The organism is Arthrobacter sp. TS-15, from assembly GCF_006964045.1.
Taxonomy (GTDB): Bacteria; Actinomycetota; Actinomycetes; order Actinomycetales; family Micrococcaceae; genus Arthrobacter.
Genome location: NZ_SDXQ01000004.1, coordinates 21,224 through 38,093 on the forward strand (window position 1 = coordinate 21,224; position 16,870 = coordinate 38,093).

17 protein-coding genes and 1 riboswitch are annotated in these 16,870 nt (G+C 63.7%); of the genes, 10 read left to right on the forward strand and 7 right to left on the reverse strand.

The window, feature by feature from the left end:
- The first annotated feature begins 56 nt into the window (after window positions 1-56).
- The 4 genes from EU811_RS00695 (at window position 57) to EU811_RS00710 (ending at window position 4,404) form a co-directional block, all read left to right on the forward strand.
- On the forward strand, window positions 57-878 hold the full coding sequence (locus tag EU811_RS00695) for an ABC transporter ATP-binding protein (RefSeq protein WP_142936610.1): 822 nt from the start codon (window positions 57-59) through the stop codon (window positions 876-878).
- Entirely contained in the window at window positions 875-2,911 is a 2,037-nt protein-coding gene (locus EU811_RS00700) for a YhgE/Pip domain-containing protein (protein ID WP_142936611.1), read from the forward strand. Before EU811_RS00695 ends, EU811_RS00700 begins: the two co-directional genes overlap by 4 nt.
- Complete coding sequence (locus tag EU811_RS00705; RefSeq protein ID WP_142936612.1) at window positions 2,908-3,567, forward strand: TetR/AcrR family transcriptional regulator; 660 nt, start codon at window positions 2,908-2,910, stop codon at window positions 3,565-3,567. Before EU811_RS00700 ends, EU811_RS00705 begins: the two co-directional genes overlap by 4 nt.
- Before the next feature lie 147 nt (window positions 3,568-3,714).
- Entirely contained in the window at window positions 3,715-4,404 is a 690-nt protein-coding gene (locus EU811_RS00710) for a hypothetical protein (RefSeq protein ID WP_238703242.1), read from the forward strand.
- Window positions 4,405-4,455: 51 nt separating this feature from the next.
- On the opposite strand, the gene EU811_RS00715 is transcribed toward EU811_RS00710, so the two are convergent.
- The gene (locus EU811_RS00715; RefSeq protein ID WP_446698028.1) at window positions 4,456-5,370 is read right to left on the reverse strand and encodes an EamA family transporter; all 915 of its coding nucleotides are present in this window, start codon (window positions 5,368-5,370) and stop codon (window positions 4,456-4,458) included.
- 72 nt (window positions 5,371-5,442) lie between these two features.
- On the opposite strand from EU811_RS00715, the gene EU811_RS00720 reads away from it, so the two are divergent.
- Window positions 5,443-6,360 (forward strand): LysR family transcriptional regulator, encoded by a 918-nt coding sequence (locus EU811_RS00720; RefSeq protein WP_142936615.1) that lies wholly within the window; start codon window positions 5,443-5,445, stop codon window positions 6,358-6,360.
- A gap of 61 nt (window positions 6,361-6,421) precedes the next feature.
- Here the strand turns inward: EU811_RS00720 and EU811_RS00725 are convergent, their stop codons facing one another.
- Window positions 6,422-6,946, reverse strand: a complete 525-nt coding sequence (locus EU811_RS00725; protein WP_142936616.1) for a SixA phosphatase family protein — start codon at window positions 6,944-6,946, stop codon at window positions 6,422-6,424.
- 175 nt (window positions 6,947-7,121) lie between these two features.
- Window positions 7,122-7,988 (reverse strand): winged helix-turn-helix domain-containing protein, encoded by an 867-nt coding sequence (locus tag EU811_RS00730; protein ID WP_142936617.1) that lies wholly within the window; start codon window positions 7,986-7,988, stop codon window positions 7,122-7,124.
- A gap of 624 nt (window positions 7,989-8,612) precedes the next feature.
- On the opposite strand from EU811_RS00730, the gene EU811_RS00735 reads away from it, so the two are divergent.
- The 4 genes from EU811_RS00735 to EU811_RS00750 all read left to right on the forward strand — a co-directional run bounded on the left by EU811_RS00735 (window position 8,613) and on the right by EU811_RS00750 (window position 13,056).
- Window positions 8,613-9,353 (forward strand): response regulator transcription factor, encoded by a 741-nt coding sequence (locus EU811_RS00735; RefSeq protein ID WP_142936618.1) that lies wholly within the window; start codon window positions 8,613-8,615, stop codon window positions 9,351-9,353.
- Window positions 9,354-9,356: 3 nt separating this feature from the next.
- A complete protein-coding gene (locus EU811_RS00740) occupies window positions 9,357-10,904 on the forward strand; it encodes a sensor histidine kinase (RefSeq protein ID WP_187697052.1) in 1,548 nt (515 codons plus the stop codon).
- 98 nt (window positions 10,905-11,002) lie between these two features.
- Window positions 11,003-11,159, forward strand: a riboswitch (cyclic di-AMP (ydaO/yuaA leader).
- A 5-nt stretch (window positions 11,160-11,164) separates the two neighbouring features.
- Window positions 11,165-12,028 (forward strand): aggregation-promoting factor C-terminal-like domain-containing protein, encoded by an 864-nt coding sequence (locus EU811_RS00745; RefSeq protein WP_142936620.1) that lies wholly within the window; start codon window positions 11,165-11,167, stop codon window positions 12,026-12,028.
- A gap of 191 nt (window positions 12,029-12,219) precedes the next feature.
- A complete protein-coding gene (locus EU811_RS00750; protein ID WP_142936621.1) occupies window positions 12,220-13,056 on the forward strand; it encodes a glycosyltransferase in 837 nt (278 codons plus the stop codon).
- A 15-nt stretch (window positions 13,057-13,071) separates the two neighbouring features.
- Here EU811_RS00750 and EU811_RS00755 read toward each other — a convergent pair whose 3' ends face one another.
- Genes EU811_RS00755 through upp form a run of 4 tightly spaced genes read right to left on the reverse strand, consistent with a single transcriptional unit; the run spans window position 13,072 to window position 16,324 of the window.
- A complete protein-coding gene (locus EU811_RS00755) occupies window positions 13,072-14,463 on the reverse strand; it encodes a pyridoxal phosphate-dependent decarboxylase family protein (RefSeq protein ID WP_142936622.1) in 1,392 nt (463 codons plus the stop codon).
- Between the two features lie 51 nt (window positions 14,464-14,514).
- Window positions 14,515-15,219, reverse strand: a complete 705-nt coding sequence (locus tag EU811_RS00760; protein ID WP_142936623.1) for an HAD-IA family hydrolase — start codon at window positions 15,217-15,219, stop codon at window positions 14,515-14,517.
- A 45-nt stretch (window positions 15,220-15,264) separates the two neighbouring features.
- Window positions 15,265-15,642, reverse strand: coding sequence for a glyoxalase superfamily protein (locus EU811_RS00765; RefSeq protein WP_142936624.1), 378 nt, complete (start codon window positions 15,640-15,642; stop codon window positions 15,265-15,267).
- A 46-nt stretch (window positions 15,643-15,688) separates the two neighbouring features.
- Window positions 15,689-16,324, reverse strand: coding sequence for a uracil phosphoribosyltransferase (upp, locus tag EU811_RS00770; RefSeq protein ID WP_142936625.1), 636 nt, complete (start codon window positions 16,322-16,324; stop codon window positions 15,689-15,691).
- Between the two features lie 22 nt (window positions 16,325-16,346).
- Between upp and EU811_RS00775 the strand changes: the two genes are divergently transcribed.
- A complete protein-coding gene (locus tag EU811_RS00775; RefSeq protein WP_142936626.1) occupies window positions 16,347-16,859 on the forward strand; it encodes a nucleoside deaminase in 513 nt (170 codons plus the stop codon).
- The last annotated feature ends 11 nt before the right edge of the window (window positions 16,860-16,870 follow it).

The window sequence follows — 16,870 nt, forward strand, 5'->3', positions numbered from 1 at the left end:
GACCAGTCAGTTTAGTTAGACTTTCAGCAGACACCATTTCTGCGAAAGGCTTCATTGTGCTGTCCGTACAGCAACTTCAAATCAACGGCCGCCGGGACGATCTCCTCCCGGCAACGTCGCTTCAAGTCCGCCGCGGCGAACTCCTGCTCGTGGCCGGAGAGGGCCAGGACCAGCGGACAGCTTTGGCGTTGGCTTTGAGCGGCCGCATGAAGCCAAGCAACGGCGTCCTCAGCTGGGACACCACCACCAAGACCAAGAAGATCCGCCTCGCCAGCGCTTTGGTGGACTCCCCCGGCGTCAACGAACCCGAGCAACACCTCAGCGTCCGCGACCTCGTCACCGAGGACCTCTCCCTGATCCCCCGGCGATACCGCGGCGCACTGCTGAGTAAACCGTGGCTGAAGGTCAACAGCTTCGAGGACATCGCCGGACTCTGGATAGAACAAATTCCCGCCGCCCGCCGGCTGGAACTCCTCACTGCACTGGCCTTGGCTGATCCAGCCACGGACCTCCTGGTGGTGGACTCCCCGGACCGCCATAGCGCCGATCCCTCGGCCTGGTTGCCCAGGCTTCAGGCATTGGCGTCCGACGCCGGGCGGCCGCTTGCCGTCGTCGCCGTCGTGGGTGCCCTCCCGGAGAACTGGACCGGAGCCGCTGCGGTGATCGGAAACTCAGTGACGCATCCCCCTGAACCGGAGGTGGAACCCACCCCCGCCGCACCGCAGGCCACCCGGCCCGAGCCGGCAACCGCCGTCGAACCCCAAACAGCGGACGAACCCAAGGCCAAGCACGCGGCCGAACCGGCACCCGAAACATCCGCAGCCCTCAAACCCGCTGCCCACACTGAATCCGAAAACCTTCAAAGGACTGCAAAGTGACTGTTCTGCGGCTGGCCCGCTCCGAACTCAAGCGCATGACCGGCGGGCTCCTGCCCAAGCTGACCATCCTCGCCCTGACCATGGTCCCGTTGCTGTACGGTGCCGTGTACCTTTACGCGAACTGGGATCCGTACGGCAACCTGAACCAGATCGACGCCGCCTTGGTGGTTGAAGACACGGGTGCCACCTCAAAAGACGGCACGGAACTCCAGGCCGGCAAAAAGGTGGCAGACAACCTGGTTGAGGGCCACGTTTTCAACTGGAAGCAGGTGTCCAGCGCCGAGGATGCAGATGCTGGCGTTCGCACGGGTGAGTACGCCTTCGCCCTGCGCATCCCCAAGGATTTCTCCTCCAACCTGGTCTCCCCCGGGAGTTTCGACGCCGCCAACCAGGCCATGCTGCACGTGACCACCAACGATGCCAACAACTACTTGCTGAGCACCATCGTGGACAAGCTCACAACGGCCGTGCATTCAACGGTGGCCAAGGAAGTGGGCGAGGAAACCGCCAACCAGCTCCTCACGGGCTTCGGCACCATCCATGCGTCCATCGTGAAGGCCGCCGACGGCGCCACGGAGCTGGCCACGGGTGTGGGCAAACTCAGTGACGGCGCCGCGACACTGCACACCGGCACCACCCAGCTGGTTACCGGCGCGGACCAACTCGTGGCCGGGCAGACCCAGTTGCGCGATGGAGCCGTGCAGCTGAACACCGGTGCCGGCCAGCTCAGTTCCGGCCTCACGGAGCTCAGGAACAAGACCGCTACCCTTCCAGCTGATTCGCAGAAACTCGCTGATGGCGCCGCCCAAGTAGCCGCCGGAAACGCCGAGCTGAACGCGAAAGTCCAGGACGTCGTCGGGCAGCTTGAAGCGGCAGACCAGGGCCTCCGCACCCGCGTGGTGGAATCGAACGCGCGGCTGGTGGCGGCCGGTGTGCTGACGCAGGAGCAGGCAGACAAGGTCCTGGCAGACTTTGACTCCGCAGCAGCGTCAGGCCCCGTCACCGATGCAAAAGCAAAGATTTCCGGGGACGCCGCCAAAATCCAGCAGCTCTCCGACGGTTCAGCCGCTGTGAGCGCAGGCGCAGCCAAGCTCGCCGCCGCCACACCAGCACTCACCGACGCGATCTCGAAAGCCGCCGACGGGGCCGGGCAGCTGAACGCGGGCGCATCAACGTTGGCCGCCGGGCAGCAGACCGCCCTGGACGGCGCTGCCAAGCTCGACGACGGTGCCCACCAACTGGACGACGGTGCAGGCCAGCTCGCCAGCGGCGCAGTGACCGCATCCGATGGGTCACATACCCTGGCCACCGAGCTTGCGAAGGGCGCAGGAGACATCCCCAACCCCAACGATGAGCAAAAGAACAGTGTGTCCAAGGTGATCGCGGACCCGGTGGCCGTGGACAACGTGTCCCAGGCCAAGGCCGGATCCTATGGCGCCGGGCTGGCACCCTTCTTCCTGACCCTGGCCCTCTGGATCGGCGTGTTCATGCTGGTCCAGGCCATGCGGCCCATCACCCAACGGGCCCTGGCTTCGAACGCCCCCGCCTGGAAAATCGCCGTCGGAGGCTGGCTGCCGTTCTTCGTCGTCTCGGTGCTGCAAGCCACCATCCTCACCCTGGTGGTTGACCTCGGCCTGGGCCTCAACCCCGCGCATCCCATCGGAATGTGGCTGTTCATGCTGGCGGCCGTAATGGCGTTCAGCGCGATCATTCAGGGCATCGTGGCGCTCATGGGAACTCCCGGAAAGTTCGTGGTTCTAATCCTGTTGGTGCTGCAGCTCGTTTCCTCGGGCGGAACGTTCCCGTGGCAGACCACCCCCATGCCGCTCCATGTTGTGCATGAGGTCCTGCCCATGGGATACGTGGTCACCGGCATGCGACACCTGATCTACGGTGGTGAGCTCAGCATGATCTGGCCCACCGTACTGGGTCTGCTTGGATACACTTTGCTGGGAGCGGCACTGTCAACGCTCGCCGTCCGCAAGCACAAGATGTGGACCCTCAAGACGCTGAAGCCGGAGATTGCAGTATGAGCACCACCGAGCCGGTCCCTTCCGCCGCCGATTCCCAGGGAGGCGAACCAGGCCCTGCCGGGAAAAAACTACGTCCCGGCCGCACCAACGCCACCAAGCAGCGCCTGTTCGAGGCCTCCATGGAGCTGATCGGCGAGCGCGGCGCTGCGGGGGTCACCGTGGATGAGATCGCGGCCGCTGCGGGGGTGTCCAAGGGAACGGTCTATTACAACTTTGGCAGCAAATCCGATCTGATCGCACAGTTGCTGCGGCACGGTGTGGACATCATGCTGGTCCGGCTGCAGGACGTTCGGGGCAACAGCAACGACCCCCTGGAGTCCATGACCAACATGGTGGGGCAGGCCATGGAGTTCATGGACGACTACCCCTCCTTCGCCCGGCTGTGGGTCAGCGAAAACTGGCGCACTCCCGGGGAGTGGAGTGCCGTGTTTGCCGAGCTCCGGGCTGAACTTCTGGCCGTGATTGGCTCGGCTGTGGAGAGCGTTGCGGCGGGCTACAAAGTGGACGAATCGATTGCACGGGGTTCTTTGGAGGCAGCGATATTCGGGGCCATCTTCGTGGTGGGACTGGACCGGCAGACGTACAACCCGGAACGCACCCGCGAGCAAAGCGTTGCGGCCGTGATGACCATCATGCACGGGTACGTCATCAAGTAACGCTGCCTCTCCTGGCGTTGTGAGGCCCGCTCTGCAGGCCTAAACCCGCGCGAACCCTGCAGAGGAGGCCTCGCAACGGTACGCAATTGGAATCTGAAGCGGCGTGGCGTGGCCACTTGGTCGGCGATGATTAACCTCATGCGTCACATGGGGAACAGCGGGAAGCTTGCGGTGGTGTCCGCGTTCGTCTCGCTCGGGCTGTTAGTGCTGGCCGCAGTAGTGCTGGAGGAACTGGTGTTGTACCTGTTCCTGGGCTCCGTGCTGATCTGCTACCTGGCGTCCCTGATCCAAGTGTTCAACCGCCGACGCTATCTGGTGATCCTGCTCGGCGCAGTGGGCACCAGCTTGTTCATCGGGTGCAGCATTGCGTTCTTGCGGATGTGGGGCATCGCATTTAGCCAGGACGCCGCTGCGCTGGGCAGTGCTCCCGCCGGCGGTGCTCAAGCCGGCGGTGCTCCAGCCGGCAGTGGTGCACTGGGCGGCCCGGCCATCCCGGCCAGCACCCAGGACTCGGACATCTATTTCTACTTGGCCGTGGCAGCCGGCATCGGAACGCTGGCGGTGCTGTTCCTCGGAGCAGTGGTACCGTCGTTTGGTTCGCGGGCTGCGGCGCCTCACAAACGCCCCTCGACGCCGGTGAAGCGAACCCCGGTGCCCCGCAAACCAGCTTCCCGTCCGGCCACACCTGTCAAACGTCCGGCTGGTTCGTCCCCACGGCCACCCACTGCAACCAAGGCTCCTGCAGTCAAGCGCCCCGCACCGCGTACGCCAACAACGTCAGCCAAGCGGCCGGCGTCGAGCGCTTCTGCCCAGCGCAAGCCGGCCCCGAAGCGCTAACGCACCTCCGAACGTGCGTTGCGGGGCCCGCTCTGCTTGCTTACGCGGGATCTATAGGCGCAGAGCGGGCCTCACAACGGGAGTTTCCGGGCGGATTTTGCGTCCGGCACCCAGGACGGCGGTGGCAACTCCCAGGAGGAGGATCAGCCCGCCGAGGATCTCGGTCAGTGTGGGAATCTCGTTCAAAACAAGCCACGCGGCCGTCATCCCCACCACAGGGACCAAAAGCGTGAAAGGCACGACGTCGGAACTCGGGTACAGCGACAACAGCCGGTTCCAGATGCCGTAGCCAATCAGGGACGCGAACACGGCCGTATAGATGGCGCTCAGGATAGTGGCGGGCTGCAGGTCGGTGAGAGTGGCCCATACGATGCCCGGCCCGTCCACCAGCAGCGACAAACCAGCCAACGGGACCGGCACCACGGCACCGGACCACACCACCAGGCCCAACCCGGAGGCGGCTTTGGAATGCCGGGCCACCACGTTGCCGACCGCCCAGGACAACGCCGCGGCCAGGACAATCATGAGCGGAAGCACCGGCGCCACGACGCTGCGCCCCAACGCCACTACTGCCAAGCCTGCGATGCCCAGAGCCACGCCCGCCAATTGGCGGCGGCTCGGCTTCTCACCGAGGAACCTCGCCGCCAGCAAAATGGTGAACAGAACCTGCGCCTGAAGTACCAAGGACGCCAAACCTGCGGGCATCCCCAAGGCCATGCCCAAGTACAGGAGGCCGAATTGGCCGGCACTCATGAAGAGCCCGACGCCGACAATCGCCTTCCAGCCCACGTCCGGTTTGTGGATGAACAGGATGAAGGGAAAGACCACCAGCAGGAAGCGCATGGCGACGAAGAGCAGCGGCGGGACTTCCCTGCCGTTGGTGTGCAGGCCGAGGTCTATCGCGACGAAGTTGATGCCCCACAGGACAGCAACTACCACGGCAAGGGCGGAGTGGCGAAGGTTCACACGTACACTCTGGCCTCCTTTTGGTTGAAGCACCAGCGTTGAATTCAACATGGAACAGCGTAGATTTGCTTCATGATCGACATTTCCTCCCTGAGGGCCTTGGTGGCCGTGGAACAGCACGGCTCAGTTGTGGCGGCGTCGGACGTCATGGGTTTCAGCCCTTCAGCCATTTCGCAGCAAATCAAGAAACTTGAGAAGCAGACCGGCGTCACCGTGCTGGAACGCAATGGCCGGGGGGTGCTCCTCACGGAACGCGGCCTGGCTTTGGCGGGCTATGGCAGGCGGATCATGGGCGAGCTCGAAGAACTCCAAGCCACACTGCTGGCCGATCCCGCGAAACCTTCAGGCCTCCTGAGGCTCGTTGCGTTTTCCACAGCCTGCCGAGGCCTGGTGGGACCGATGCTGGGGCGCATGGCAACCGCCCACTCCGCGTTGGACATCACCGTGCTGGCCGAGGATCCCCGCGAGGCTGTACAAAGAGTGGCATCAGGCGAAGCGGAACTCGCGGTTGTCCATAACTGGAACTCGGTGCCCTTGGTGATCCCGGAGAACCTGGTGCTTGAGGACCTCTGCATCGACCAAGCCGATGTCCTCGTCAACAGCACCCACCCACTTTCCGGAAGTGCCGCCGTCGAGCGTGAAGACCTAATCAACGAAACCTGGATCAGCACCCCGGCAGGAGCCATCTGCAACGAAGCATTGCTGCAGATCTTTGCCGGGCTGGGCAAGGTCCCCGATATCCGCGTTTACGATCCCGACTTCTCCACCCACATCGCCATGGTGGAACAAGGCGTGGCCGTGGCACTCGTTCCCAGGCTCGGCAGGCCACCGCTTCCCGCCGGCGTGGTTGCCATCCCGGTGATCAACCCAGTGCAGCAACGGTCCGTGGGCGTGGTGTACCGGAAGACGATGACCGCCAGCCCCAACATCCGAACGGCGGTGCGAATGCTTCGCGAAGTCGCGGGCGGACTTCCCCTGCCACAGGGGTGACCAGGAGCGATCACGGCCACACAGTGGGCACGGCGAAGGCGTAGCGGCTATTTCGCAGGACCTACTTGCGGGGAACCGCGAAGTGCGTGAGCCGGGCGTCCTGCCCGTCCAGCTCAGCCCACGATTTTTCCGTTTCCATCACCGTCAACGCACTGGTTGGGTACCTGGTGGCGGCATCCATATAGGCGTCGTGGTCAGAGTCGCGGGACGCCAAGTGCATAGCCAGATCCTGGACTCCAGGCATATGCGAGATCACCATCAGTGTGGTCACAGTGTCCGGGACGTGGTTGATGACCGTCAACATGCGGTTGGCCGAGGCGGAGTACAGGCCGTCCTCAAGTTTGGGCGTCGGTGCTTTGTCGCCCAGTTCGTCGCACACCCAGGTGCAGGTCTGGCGGGTTCTTAATGCTGACGAGCACAGAATGAAGTCAGGCACCACGCCCTGCTGGAGCAACCATTTGCCGGCCAGCGGAGCCTCCCGGTGCCCGCGCTCCTCCAAGGGGCGCTCATGATCAGGCACGCCGGTAGGCCAATCAGCCTTGGCATGCCGCATGATCACCAGGCGCTTAATGTGATGGTCACTCATAACCCAACCCTATCCGCCGCAGGCCCCCGTGGCTTCCTGACCTTCTTTGGGAAAAGAACAGCCCTTGGTCAACCTGATGTGGTTGCCCAAGGGCTGTTGGCAGATCAATGAGGGTCAGGACCGCACGCAGCGCCGGCGCCCGCCGAGGCCAGTACTCTCCCGGGCTGCGTGGTGCTTAGATCGAGTATTCCGGAGCGGCCCAGACAATAACTTCGGGGTGCTCGTAGAAACGGTAGCCCTGGCCGCGGACCGTGCGGACCGTGTTGGCGAGGCGGCCGAGCTTGGAGCGGAGACGCCGGATGTGGACGTCGATGGTGCGCTCGTTGGGTACCTCTTCGGCGTTGCGCCATAGTCCCTCAAGCAGTTCGTCGCGGCCCACGGTGCGGGTGCCGTTTTCGACGAGGTAGTTGAGGAGTTCGAATTCCTTGAACGTCAGGTTCAGCGATTCGCCATCCAGGTGCACTTCGCGGCGGGCGAGGTCAATCAGCACGCCGGACGGACGGGATTCCTGCTGCGGCGCCGGACGGGCAGCTTCGGTGCGCTGGCGTGCGGCAACAGTGGGGTCACCGAACGTGGAACGCACGACGTCGAGGGCTGACCCGGGTGCCCCGGCGGGGGCCACTGCGACGGCGGCATAGCTTTCCGCGCCGGTCACGAGGGACTGGGCGTAGGCCCGGATTTCCTGGGCGAGCTTGGCGATGGATGTTCCTGCAGCGGCAGCAGTTTCTTCGTCAATACCCATGTACAGGACAAATCCGCGGGCCACGTTGTCGTTGGCGACGGGGCGGAGTTTGTCCGACTGGGCAATCACAGGAGTGGGTGCAGTCATGGGTGCCGGCTCTGCCGTGGGGACTGCGCGCAACTGGCCGTAGGAGTTGGGGTTGTAGCCCTGGGGCACATAGCCGGGGGCCTGCTGACCTGCGCCCTGGGGAGCCGGAGAGTAGCCGGGTCGGCTGCCGAAGCCGGGGCGAAGCCCTGCGTTTGACGCTGCCTTGTTGGCGTTACGGACGGAGATGTGGACGTATCCAGATGCAACTGACATGGAGTGCTTACCTCAAAAGTGAATAGCCGTCATCGCGGCTTCGAATGCTGATTGTCCCCGCAATGAGTTTGGGGAGGGGCGCCCAACGCTGGGCTAGGGGGCGAATGCCTGAAACTTCTTGGGGTGGAAAGTTAGGCTTGCATTCGACAACAGCGGTCATCATGGCCAGCGGGTTCGCTGGGCCAGGTTGCTGCGGCTGCAGGTGCTGTTGAGTTCTTGTTCACATTGGAAGTGTGCAACGTAACAATGGCAACACGCAAGTAACAAAGCGTCGAACCGTCCACATTTTGAGACGTTGAGGTCTATTGTGCCGCAAATCACAATTCAGGCGGGCCTATAAATGAATGGCATTTCATTCGACCACAGCCGGGAATATTCGCCATCGAGTGAATTTTCTTCGGTGAATCGGGCCAGAATGATGCTTCGGTTCCCACGAACGGGCATGCGGCGGAATCTCACGATCTGAAACAGTTGTTGTCCAATCACACTAAATGGCGGTTCAGCAAATTTCCCGAAAAAATCTGCTACAAGCTGTAGAAACAGCTCTCTCGCTAGTGTTGGGTTCACAGCGTCCTCACAGGACCGGCAAAGCGCTGGCTAACCAGCAGAACGGAGAGTTGTCCCATGGCCCCCTCGCACTCCATGACCAACAACCTTCCCCAACTCTCCCATCCGGACGGCTCCCCCATCCGCGCCCTTGTGGTGGACGATGAACCCAGCCTCGCCGAGCTCATGAGCATGGGACTTCGAATGGCGGGCTGGTCCGTGGCAGTGGCCGGGGACGGGCCCGGGGCCGTAAAACTGGCCAAGGACTTTCGCCCTGACGTGCTGGTCCTGGACGTCATGCTGCCCGGCTTCGACGGCGTGGAGGTCCTCAATCGCATCCGCACCTTCGCCCCGGAAGTTCCCGCACTGTTCCTCACCGCCAAGGACGCCGTACAGGATCGGATCGTTGGGCTCGCCGCCGGAGGGGACGACTACGTCACCAAGCCCTTCAGCATGGAAGAGGTCCTCCTACGCCTCCACCGTCTGGTCCAGCGTTCCGGGGTGGCGGCCATGGACACTGCCGAGCTTGTGGTGGGAGATCTCACGCTGAACGTGGACACCCGCGAAGTCACCCGGGCCGGCGAGGACATCCCGCTCACCGCCACCCAGTTTGAACTTTTGCGCTACCTCATGGAAAACCCCAAACGAGTGGTCAGCAAAGCCCAGATTCTGGACCGGGTGTGGGACTACGACTTCGGTGGCCAGGCCAACATCGTGGAACTCTACATCTCCTACCTACGCAAGAAGATCGAAGCCAACCATCCGCCCATGATCCACACCATCCGTGGCGCCGGGTACGTCATCAAGCCAGCGGACTAGGCGTTGAGCACACTGTCAGGAGTGGCCAAAAGCTCCCGTATTCCCGGAAATCCACAGCGCAGCTGGCTGAACCCGTCCACCTGGCACCTGCGGACACGCCTGGTCCTGGTGGCCATGGCGCTCCTGGTGGCCATCTGCGGAGCCGTGGGCATTGTCAGCTACGCGTCCATGGACATGGTCTTCAACAGGCAGCTCGATAGGCAATTGGAGCAGGCGTCCAGCCGCGCGACCGACTTCGGCAGGCCGCCGTCGAACTTTCCCACGAACCCCTCCGGAAGGCCTGACCCGCTGGAAGCGCGCGGCCAGGCCGCGGGAACGCTCAACGCGAGGATCGACGGCTCAACCGTGAGAAGTTCGGGGCTCATCGACGCCCAAGGCAACCGCGTTTCACTCTCCGCAGCCGATGAGCAGGTCCTGTTGTCGCTCCCCAAGGACAACGTGCCGGTGGATCGATCCCTATCCAATGGTGACTACCGGCTGGTGGCAGTGGACACCTACGGTGATGTGATCGTGACGGGGCTGCCCTTGGCGGACAAGCAAAGCGCCGAGGCCTCGCTGGTGTGGACCATGGTGTTGGTTTCGTTGGGCGGATTGGTACTGATCGGCCTCGCCGGAACAGTGATCATCCGGCGGACCATGCGGCCGCTTGAGCAGCTCTCCGAGGTTGCCACCAAGGTTTCGCGCCTCCCCCTCGACGCCGGTGAGGTGGCACTTGCGGTGCGCGTACCGCCGTCGGCCGCTCATCCCGGAACGGAAGTTGGAAGCGTTGGCCATGCTCTGAACCAGATGCTGGAGAACGTCGCCAGTGCATTGGAAGCACGGCAGGAAAGCGAAACCAAGGTGCGTCAGTTCGTCGCTGATGCCTCACACGAACTCCGCACACCGCTCACCGCGATCCGAGGCTACACGGAGTTGCTGAGGATGACCGAGACCTTCACCGACGATGGCCGCAAGTCGCTGGCAAGGGTCCAGAGCCAATCGGAGCGCATGACCACGCTGGTTGAGGACCTGCTGCTGCTGGCGCGCCTGGACGAGGGGCAGCCCGTGAAAGTCGAGGACGTTGACCTGACCCAGTTGGTGATCGAAACCGTCAGTGATGAGAAGGTCATGGCGCCGGATCACATCTGGCACCTCCAGCTCCCCGATGAACCTGTGACAGTCCGCGGCGATGTAACGCAATTGCACCAGGTGCTTGCCAACCTGCTGTCCAACGCGCGCAAACATACCGATCCCGGCACCACCGTGGTGACAGGCGTCATGCTCTCCGCTGATGGCAGCGCAGTGGTCACAGTGACGGACAACGGCCCGGGCATTCCGGTCGATTTCCAAGGCCGGATCTTCTCCCGTTTTGCCCGCGCTGATGCCGCGAGATCGGGTTCTGAAGGCACCTCGGGACTGGGCCTTTCCATTGTGGATTCGATTGTTGCCGCCCATGGTGGCACCGTGGAGGTGACGTCCAGGCCCGGGCGCACTGAGTTCGCGCTGCGACTTCCCACGGTAAGCACCGGAGAAGGTCAGGCACGCCGGCAAGGCGACTCACCGGCGTCGTGATCTCTGTTACCTAAATGTGACTTCTGAAGAAACCTCCTGTACCGTCGAAAGGGTGGGTTTCCCCAAGGACCCACATCCGGGATGCGCCGAGCTCTGCCACTTCCCGGAGTCCGTTCTTCTTTGAGGCAGAGACGGGGGACCCACAGTCTCCGGGCCTGGCAATGTGCCGCCCTAGGGGTGAAGCCGCAGCGTGACGCGCGGCCGGATGACCTCATCCGAACCCGACAGCTAACTCCGCAGGCGCTGAGAGGTCACACAACATGTCTGAATTTAACGATCAGACGCGCCCTTCTGCGCGTCACCGCGACGAACACAACGCACCGCTCACCAAGTCGCAGTCCGTCCTCAAGAACGCTGCCCGCCAGGGTAAGTCCGGCCACCGCATGTCAGTCGTAGCCGGCGTTGTTGCAGCCGCACTGGGTGTTGCATCGCTCGGAACCGCCGCAAACGCTGCGTTGACTCTCCCTGAGGCGAGCCGCGTTGCCGGGACCCAGGCTGCTGCCCAGGTCAGCGCCAACAAGTCAGCTGAAATCTCCGCTTCCTTGGATGCTGCCGCCGCCAAGGGCGCAGCTGACCGGGCTGCCGCGGACAAGGCAGCTGCTGAGAAGGCCGCTGCCGACAAGGCTGCCGCTGACCAGGCCGCTGCTGAGAAGGCTGCCGCTGACGCTGCAGCCAAGCAAGCCGCCGACGCCGCTGCCGCCCAAGCCGCAGCTGAGAAGGCTGCCGCTGACGCTGCAGCCAAGCAAGCCGCCGACGCCGCTGCTGCCGCCGCCGCTGCGGAAGCTGCAGCTGCCGCTGCCACCCCGAAAGCCGTGGACGACCCCGCCGCTGCCAAGGCCTACGCCGCCAGCATCCTGGGCAACTACGGCTGGAGCGCAGCTGAGATGACCGCGCTGAACACCCTGTGGGAGAAGGAATCCAACTGGAGGACCACTGCCACCAACGCTTCCAGCGGCGCGTATGGCATTGTCCAGTCCCTCCCGGCCGGCAAGATGGCCTCCGCTGGTGCTGACTGGCAGACCAACTACCAGACCCAGATCAAGTGGGGCCTGAACTACATCAAGGAGCGCTACGGATCCCCGTCCGCCGCTCTGGGCTTCCACTTGGCCAACAACTGGTACTAAGCCAGACCGCTTCATTGCCGCGCCCGTTCCCGCCGTCCGCCCCAGTACCCACTGGAGCGGATGGCGGGAACGGGTGCGGCTTTTGCTGTTTTACAGGCGCCACCCGTGGTTCACAGGCGCTGCCCATGGTTCACAGCGCGGTCACAGCCTCCGCCTAGAGCCCACATAATCGGCCGTCGCATGCTGGATATATGACGCTCACAGCTCCCCGGCCAGCACTGCATAGGACGGTGCAAGTCCCTCCCGCCAGCACACCCGCGCTGGCTCCCGTCCTGGACATCGCCCTACCTGTGTTCAACCAGGAAGTCCGCCTGGAAGAAGACGTTCGCAGGCTACACGGGCACCTTGCAGACACTCTTCCGCACACCTTCCGGATCACTGTGGTGGACAACGCCAGCACGGACGGCACCCTGCGGATCGCCGAACGCCTGGCGAGGGAATTCCCCGAGCTTATGGTGGTCCGTCTTGATCGAAGGGGCCGCGGAAACTCCCTCCGTAAGATCTGGTTGTCCTCCGCGTCACCGCTGCTTGCCTATATAGACCTGGACCTGTCCTTCGACCTTTCGGCCGTGGCTCCTCTTCTGGCCCCGCTGATGTCGGGCCACTCCGACCTCAGTGTCGGCACGCGTCTGGCAAAGGCTTCGCACGGGAGATTCAGCCACCACCGTGACGTCATTGCACGCACCTACAATTTTCTGTTGCGCGTCCTGACGGGAGCGCGCTTCTCCGATGCTGAGTGCGGGTTCAAAGCCATTCGTGCCGACGTCGCCCGCCAGCTGCTCCCCTACACCCGTGATGAAGCATGGTTTTTCGACACCGAACTGCTGATCATCGCTGACCGCTCCGCTCTGCGCATTCATGAGGTGCCGGTGGACTGGAGCGACAATCCCGACTCAAGTGTCGACGTCGTACGTACCCTTTTGACCGACCTCAAAGGGTTGGCGGGGCTGACCCGCAAACTGCGCCGCGGGACAATTCCCGTCGCCGGGCTTCGCGCCGAACTGGGCCGGGGCCCTCACAGGCACTGAACTTTCCGAAGAGCGCTACGCCTCCGGTTCAGCCTCCACCGCGCCCCGTACGGCCGCGATGGACGCGGCCACATCACCAGCGTCCGTGGTCCAGTTGCTCACAGAGATCCGCAGGATCTCACGTCCTCGCCATGACGAACCGGACATCCACACCGCGCCCTCGGCCATGAGCCGCTGGGTGATGCGGTGCGTGCGATCGTCACTGCCGAAACTCACGGAGACCTGCGTGAATACGACGTCGTTGAGCACTTCCACTCCCGGGATCGCGGATAGTCCTTCAGCCAAAGCACGGGCATTTGCCGCAAGACGGTCCACCATGGAAATCACGCCGTCCCGGCCCAGCTGCCTCAGTGCCGCCCACACCGGAATGCCGCGGGCGCGGCGGGACATCTCCGGAACTTTCTCGAAAGGGTCCCCCGGTCCGGCATCAGTGGCTATCAGGTAACTGGTGTGAACACTGAAAGCACGCCTCAAGGCTTCCGGGCGGGCCACGATTGCCAGGCCACAGTCGTAGGGGACGTTCAGGGTTTTGTGTGCGTCCGTTGCCCACGAGTCGGCGTCCTCAACACCGGCCAGCCGGGTACGCAGCGTTGGGCTCACAGCCGCCCACAAACCAAAGGCGCCGTCCACATGTACCCATGCACCGCGATCGTGGGCCACGGCTATGGCCTCCTCCATGGGATCAAACGCACCGGAGTGGAGGTTGCCGGCCTGCAGGCAAACCAAGGATGGCCCCGGCTGCTGATCCATGGCATCGGCCAAGGCATCGGGAAATATCCTGCCCTCGTCGTCGGCGTCTACCGGAACGCATGCGCCCAAGCCCAGGTACCGCAACGCGAGATCGACGGCCGCGTGCCGTTCCCGTCCTGCAAAGGTTGTGATGCGCGGTGCCCCGTTGAGGCCGAGTGCTTCGAGGTCCCAGCCCGCCTCGTCCATTAAGTACTGGCGGCCAGCCGCCAGCCCCACAAAATTGGCGGTGGTGGCGCCAGTGGTGAATCCGACGTCGGCGGTGGCGGGCAGGTGCAGGAGGTCCAAAAGCCAGGCGGCGGCAGATTCTTCAATCGCGGCGGCGGCGGGGGTGGCGAACCGGAGCCCTGTGTTCTGGTCCCAGGCGGAGACGAGCCAATCGGCGGCCATGGCAGCAGGGAGGGTTCCGCCCATCACCCACCCAAAGAATCGACCGGACTGGATCGCCATGAGCCCGGGCTCAGCCAGTGCGGCGAGCTCATCAATGACCTCTGCGGCATCGGTGGCTCCGTCCGGGAGACGCGGCAGGATGCTCCCGGCCACCTGATCGGCATCCGAGGAAGGACGGACAGAACGCGTAGGGACAGACGCAAGCCAGTCACCGGCGTGGACCATAGCCCGCTCCAATGCAGCACCGTACGCCTCCGGCATCGCAGACATGCGCACAGCCTACGCCCGGTTCACTGCGCCGAACAGACCGGGCAGAAAACCTTAGAGCGTTAGCGTCAGGAGGTGCCCGCCGTCGTCGTCCTTTACTGCGGTGACCGTCACTGCGGTGTAGTCCGGGATCTGCCACATGCCCGGTTCCAGGTCCGCATTGTGCCTGGAAGCGGCCTTGCCCACCACAACGGTCCGCATTCCCGCGGCACGGGCGGCAGCAATACCGGCAGGCGCGTCTTCGAAAACCACGACGTCGGCCGGGTCGGCTCCCAGGAGCGCCGCCGCCTTAAGGTACCCCTCCGGGTGCGGCTTACCGCGGGTGACTGACTCGGCGGTGACCGCGGTGGACGGCATGGCGAGCCCGGCCGCCTCCATGCGGATCCCGGCAAGGATGCTGTCGGCGGAGGTGACAAGCGCGATCGCTTCATCGGGCAGCGCGGCCAGCACGGCTGCCGCGCCCGGGAGGGCGATCACGCCATCCGTCCGGGACCGTTCCATCTCGCCAAGCTCAGCGGTCAAAGCTTCAAAGTCAGCACCGGCGGGCGCGTACCGGCGCACGGTGTCGCCGGCTTGGACGCCGTGGGAGGTGCGGAGGATCTCGTCGAAATCCAAGCGGTAGCGGTCGGCGAACTCGGACCACACCTGCTCCACGATCGCTGTTGAATCAACCAGTGTGCCGTCCATGTCGAAGAGGATGGCGCGGGCGGTCAACGTAGGCGTCTCAGCGGGGAGAGCGGGTTCGGCAGGATGGCTCATGGTTCCATCCTGCCGCACGCTGTCTGCCACCCGGCGAAGTGTGACTTAGCCGTTGGGCCTCTGAGGCAGGTACTGCACCGCCCACTGGTTGCCGTCAGGGTCCGCGAAGTAGACAAAGTGGCCCCAATCCTGGACGTCGACGTCGCTAACATCCACACCGTTGGCCTTGAGGTGATCATGCGCCTTATTGATGTCAGCCACTACCACTTGCAGATTGGGCGCCGAGCCTGGGGGGGCGTCGGTGAGGCCCTCACCGATAGCGATGGAGCACGCAGAACCCGGAGGCGTCAGCTGAACGAAGCGGATGCCATCAGTGGGACGCTCATCGAAGTCGGCATTGAAACCAACCTTGTTAACGTAGAAATCCTTCGCGCGGTCGACGTCGGAGACAGGGACAAATACCAGTTCAAGTTTCCAGTCCATGCGCCACAGGCTAACCAAGCCCGACGAAAACCGGTAGGGGGCTCCCTTAGCCCGCCACGCCGTAGAGGCGGTCGCCGGCGTCGCCCAGGCCGGGCACAATGTACGACTTCTCGTTGAGCTTCTCGTCAATGGAAGCCAGAACTACCTTCACGTTGGCGTCTGCGAGCTCTTCTTCCAGCTTTGCCAGTCCTTCCGGAGCAGCCAGCAGGCAGATGCAGGTGACGTCCGAGGCGCCGCGCTTGAAGAGGAACTTGATGGCCTCACGCAAGGTGCCACCAGTTGCGAGCATGGGGTCCAGGACAAAGATCTGGCGGCCGGTGAGGTCCTCGGGGAGGCGCTCGGCGTACGTGATGATGTCCAGCGTTTCCTCGTCCCGGGCCATGCCCAGGAAGCCCACTTCAGCGGTGGGGACCAGCTTGGTCATGCCCTCAAGCATGCCGAGGCCTGCGCGCAGGATGGGGACCACCAGCGGCGTGGGCTTGGTGAAAGCCGTGCCAATGGTGGTGGTGACGGGGGTTTCAATCTCCACTGGCTGAGTCTTGACCTCGCGGGTGGCCTCATAGGCCAGGAGGGTGACGAGTTCTTCAGTGAGCTGCCGGAAGACCGGTGAAGGAGTGTTCTTATCCCGCAGAACGGTGAGCTTGTGAGCGACCAGCGGGTGGTCCACGACGAGTGTGCGCATCCCCCAAAACTATCATTGAGACATGAGCGCCACCGAGCCGTATCAAGCAGATCACCTGGCCTGGATGGGCCTTGCCCTGGACGAGGCCCGGTTGGCGTTGAAAACTGACGACGTCCCCATTGGCGCCGTGGTGTTGGGGCCCGACGGCGGCGTGCTGGGTTCCGGACGCAACGAACGGGAAGCGCACGGGGACCCGACCGCCCACGCGGAGGTTGTGGCCATTCGTCAGGCTGCTGCTTCGTTGCGTCAGCGCGCTTTGGCCTCGGGCGGCTCGGGTGACGGTTGGCGGCTTCAAGACTGCACCCTGGTGGTCACCCTTGAGCCCTGCGCAATGTGTGCCGGGGCCATTGTCCTGGCCCGGATTCCGCGCGTGGTGTTCGGGGCGTGGGACGAGAAAGCCGGAGCCGTAGGGTCTGTTTTCGATATCCTTCGCGAGCGCCGCCTCAACCACTGGGTAGAGGTGTACGCGGGTGTTCGCGAGGAGGAATGCGCGGGCCTGCTCAAGGACTTCTTCGCTAAGCACCGGTTGCCCTAGTTCGTAGGGCT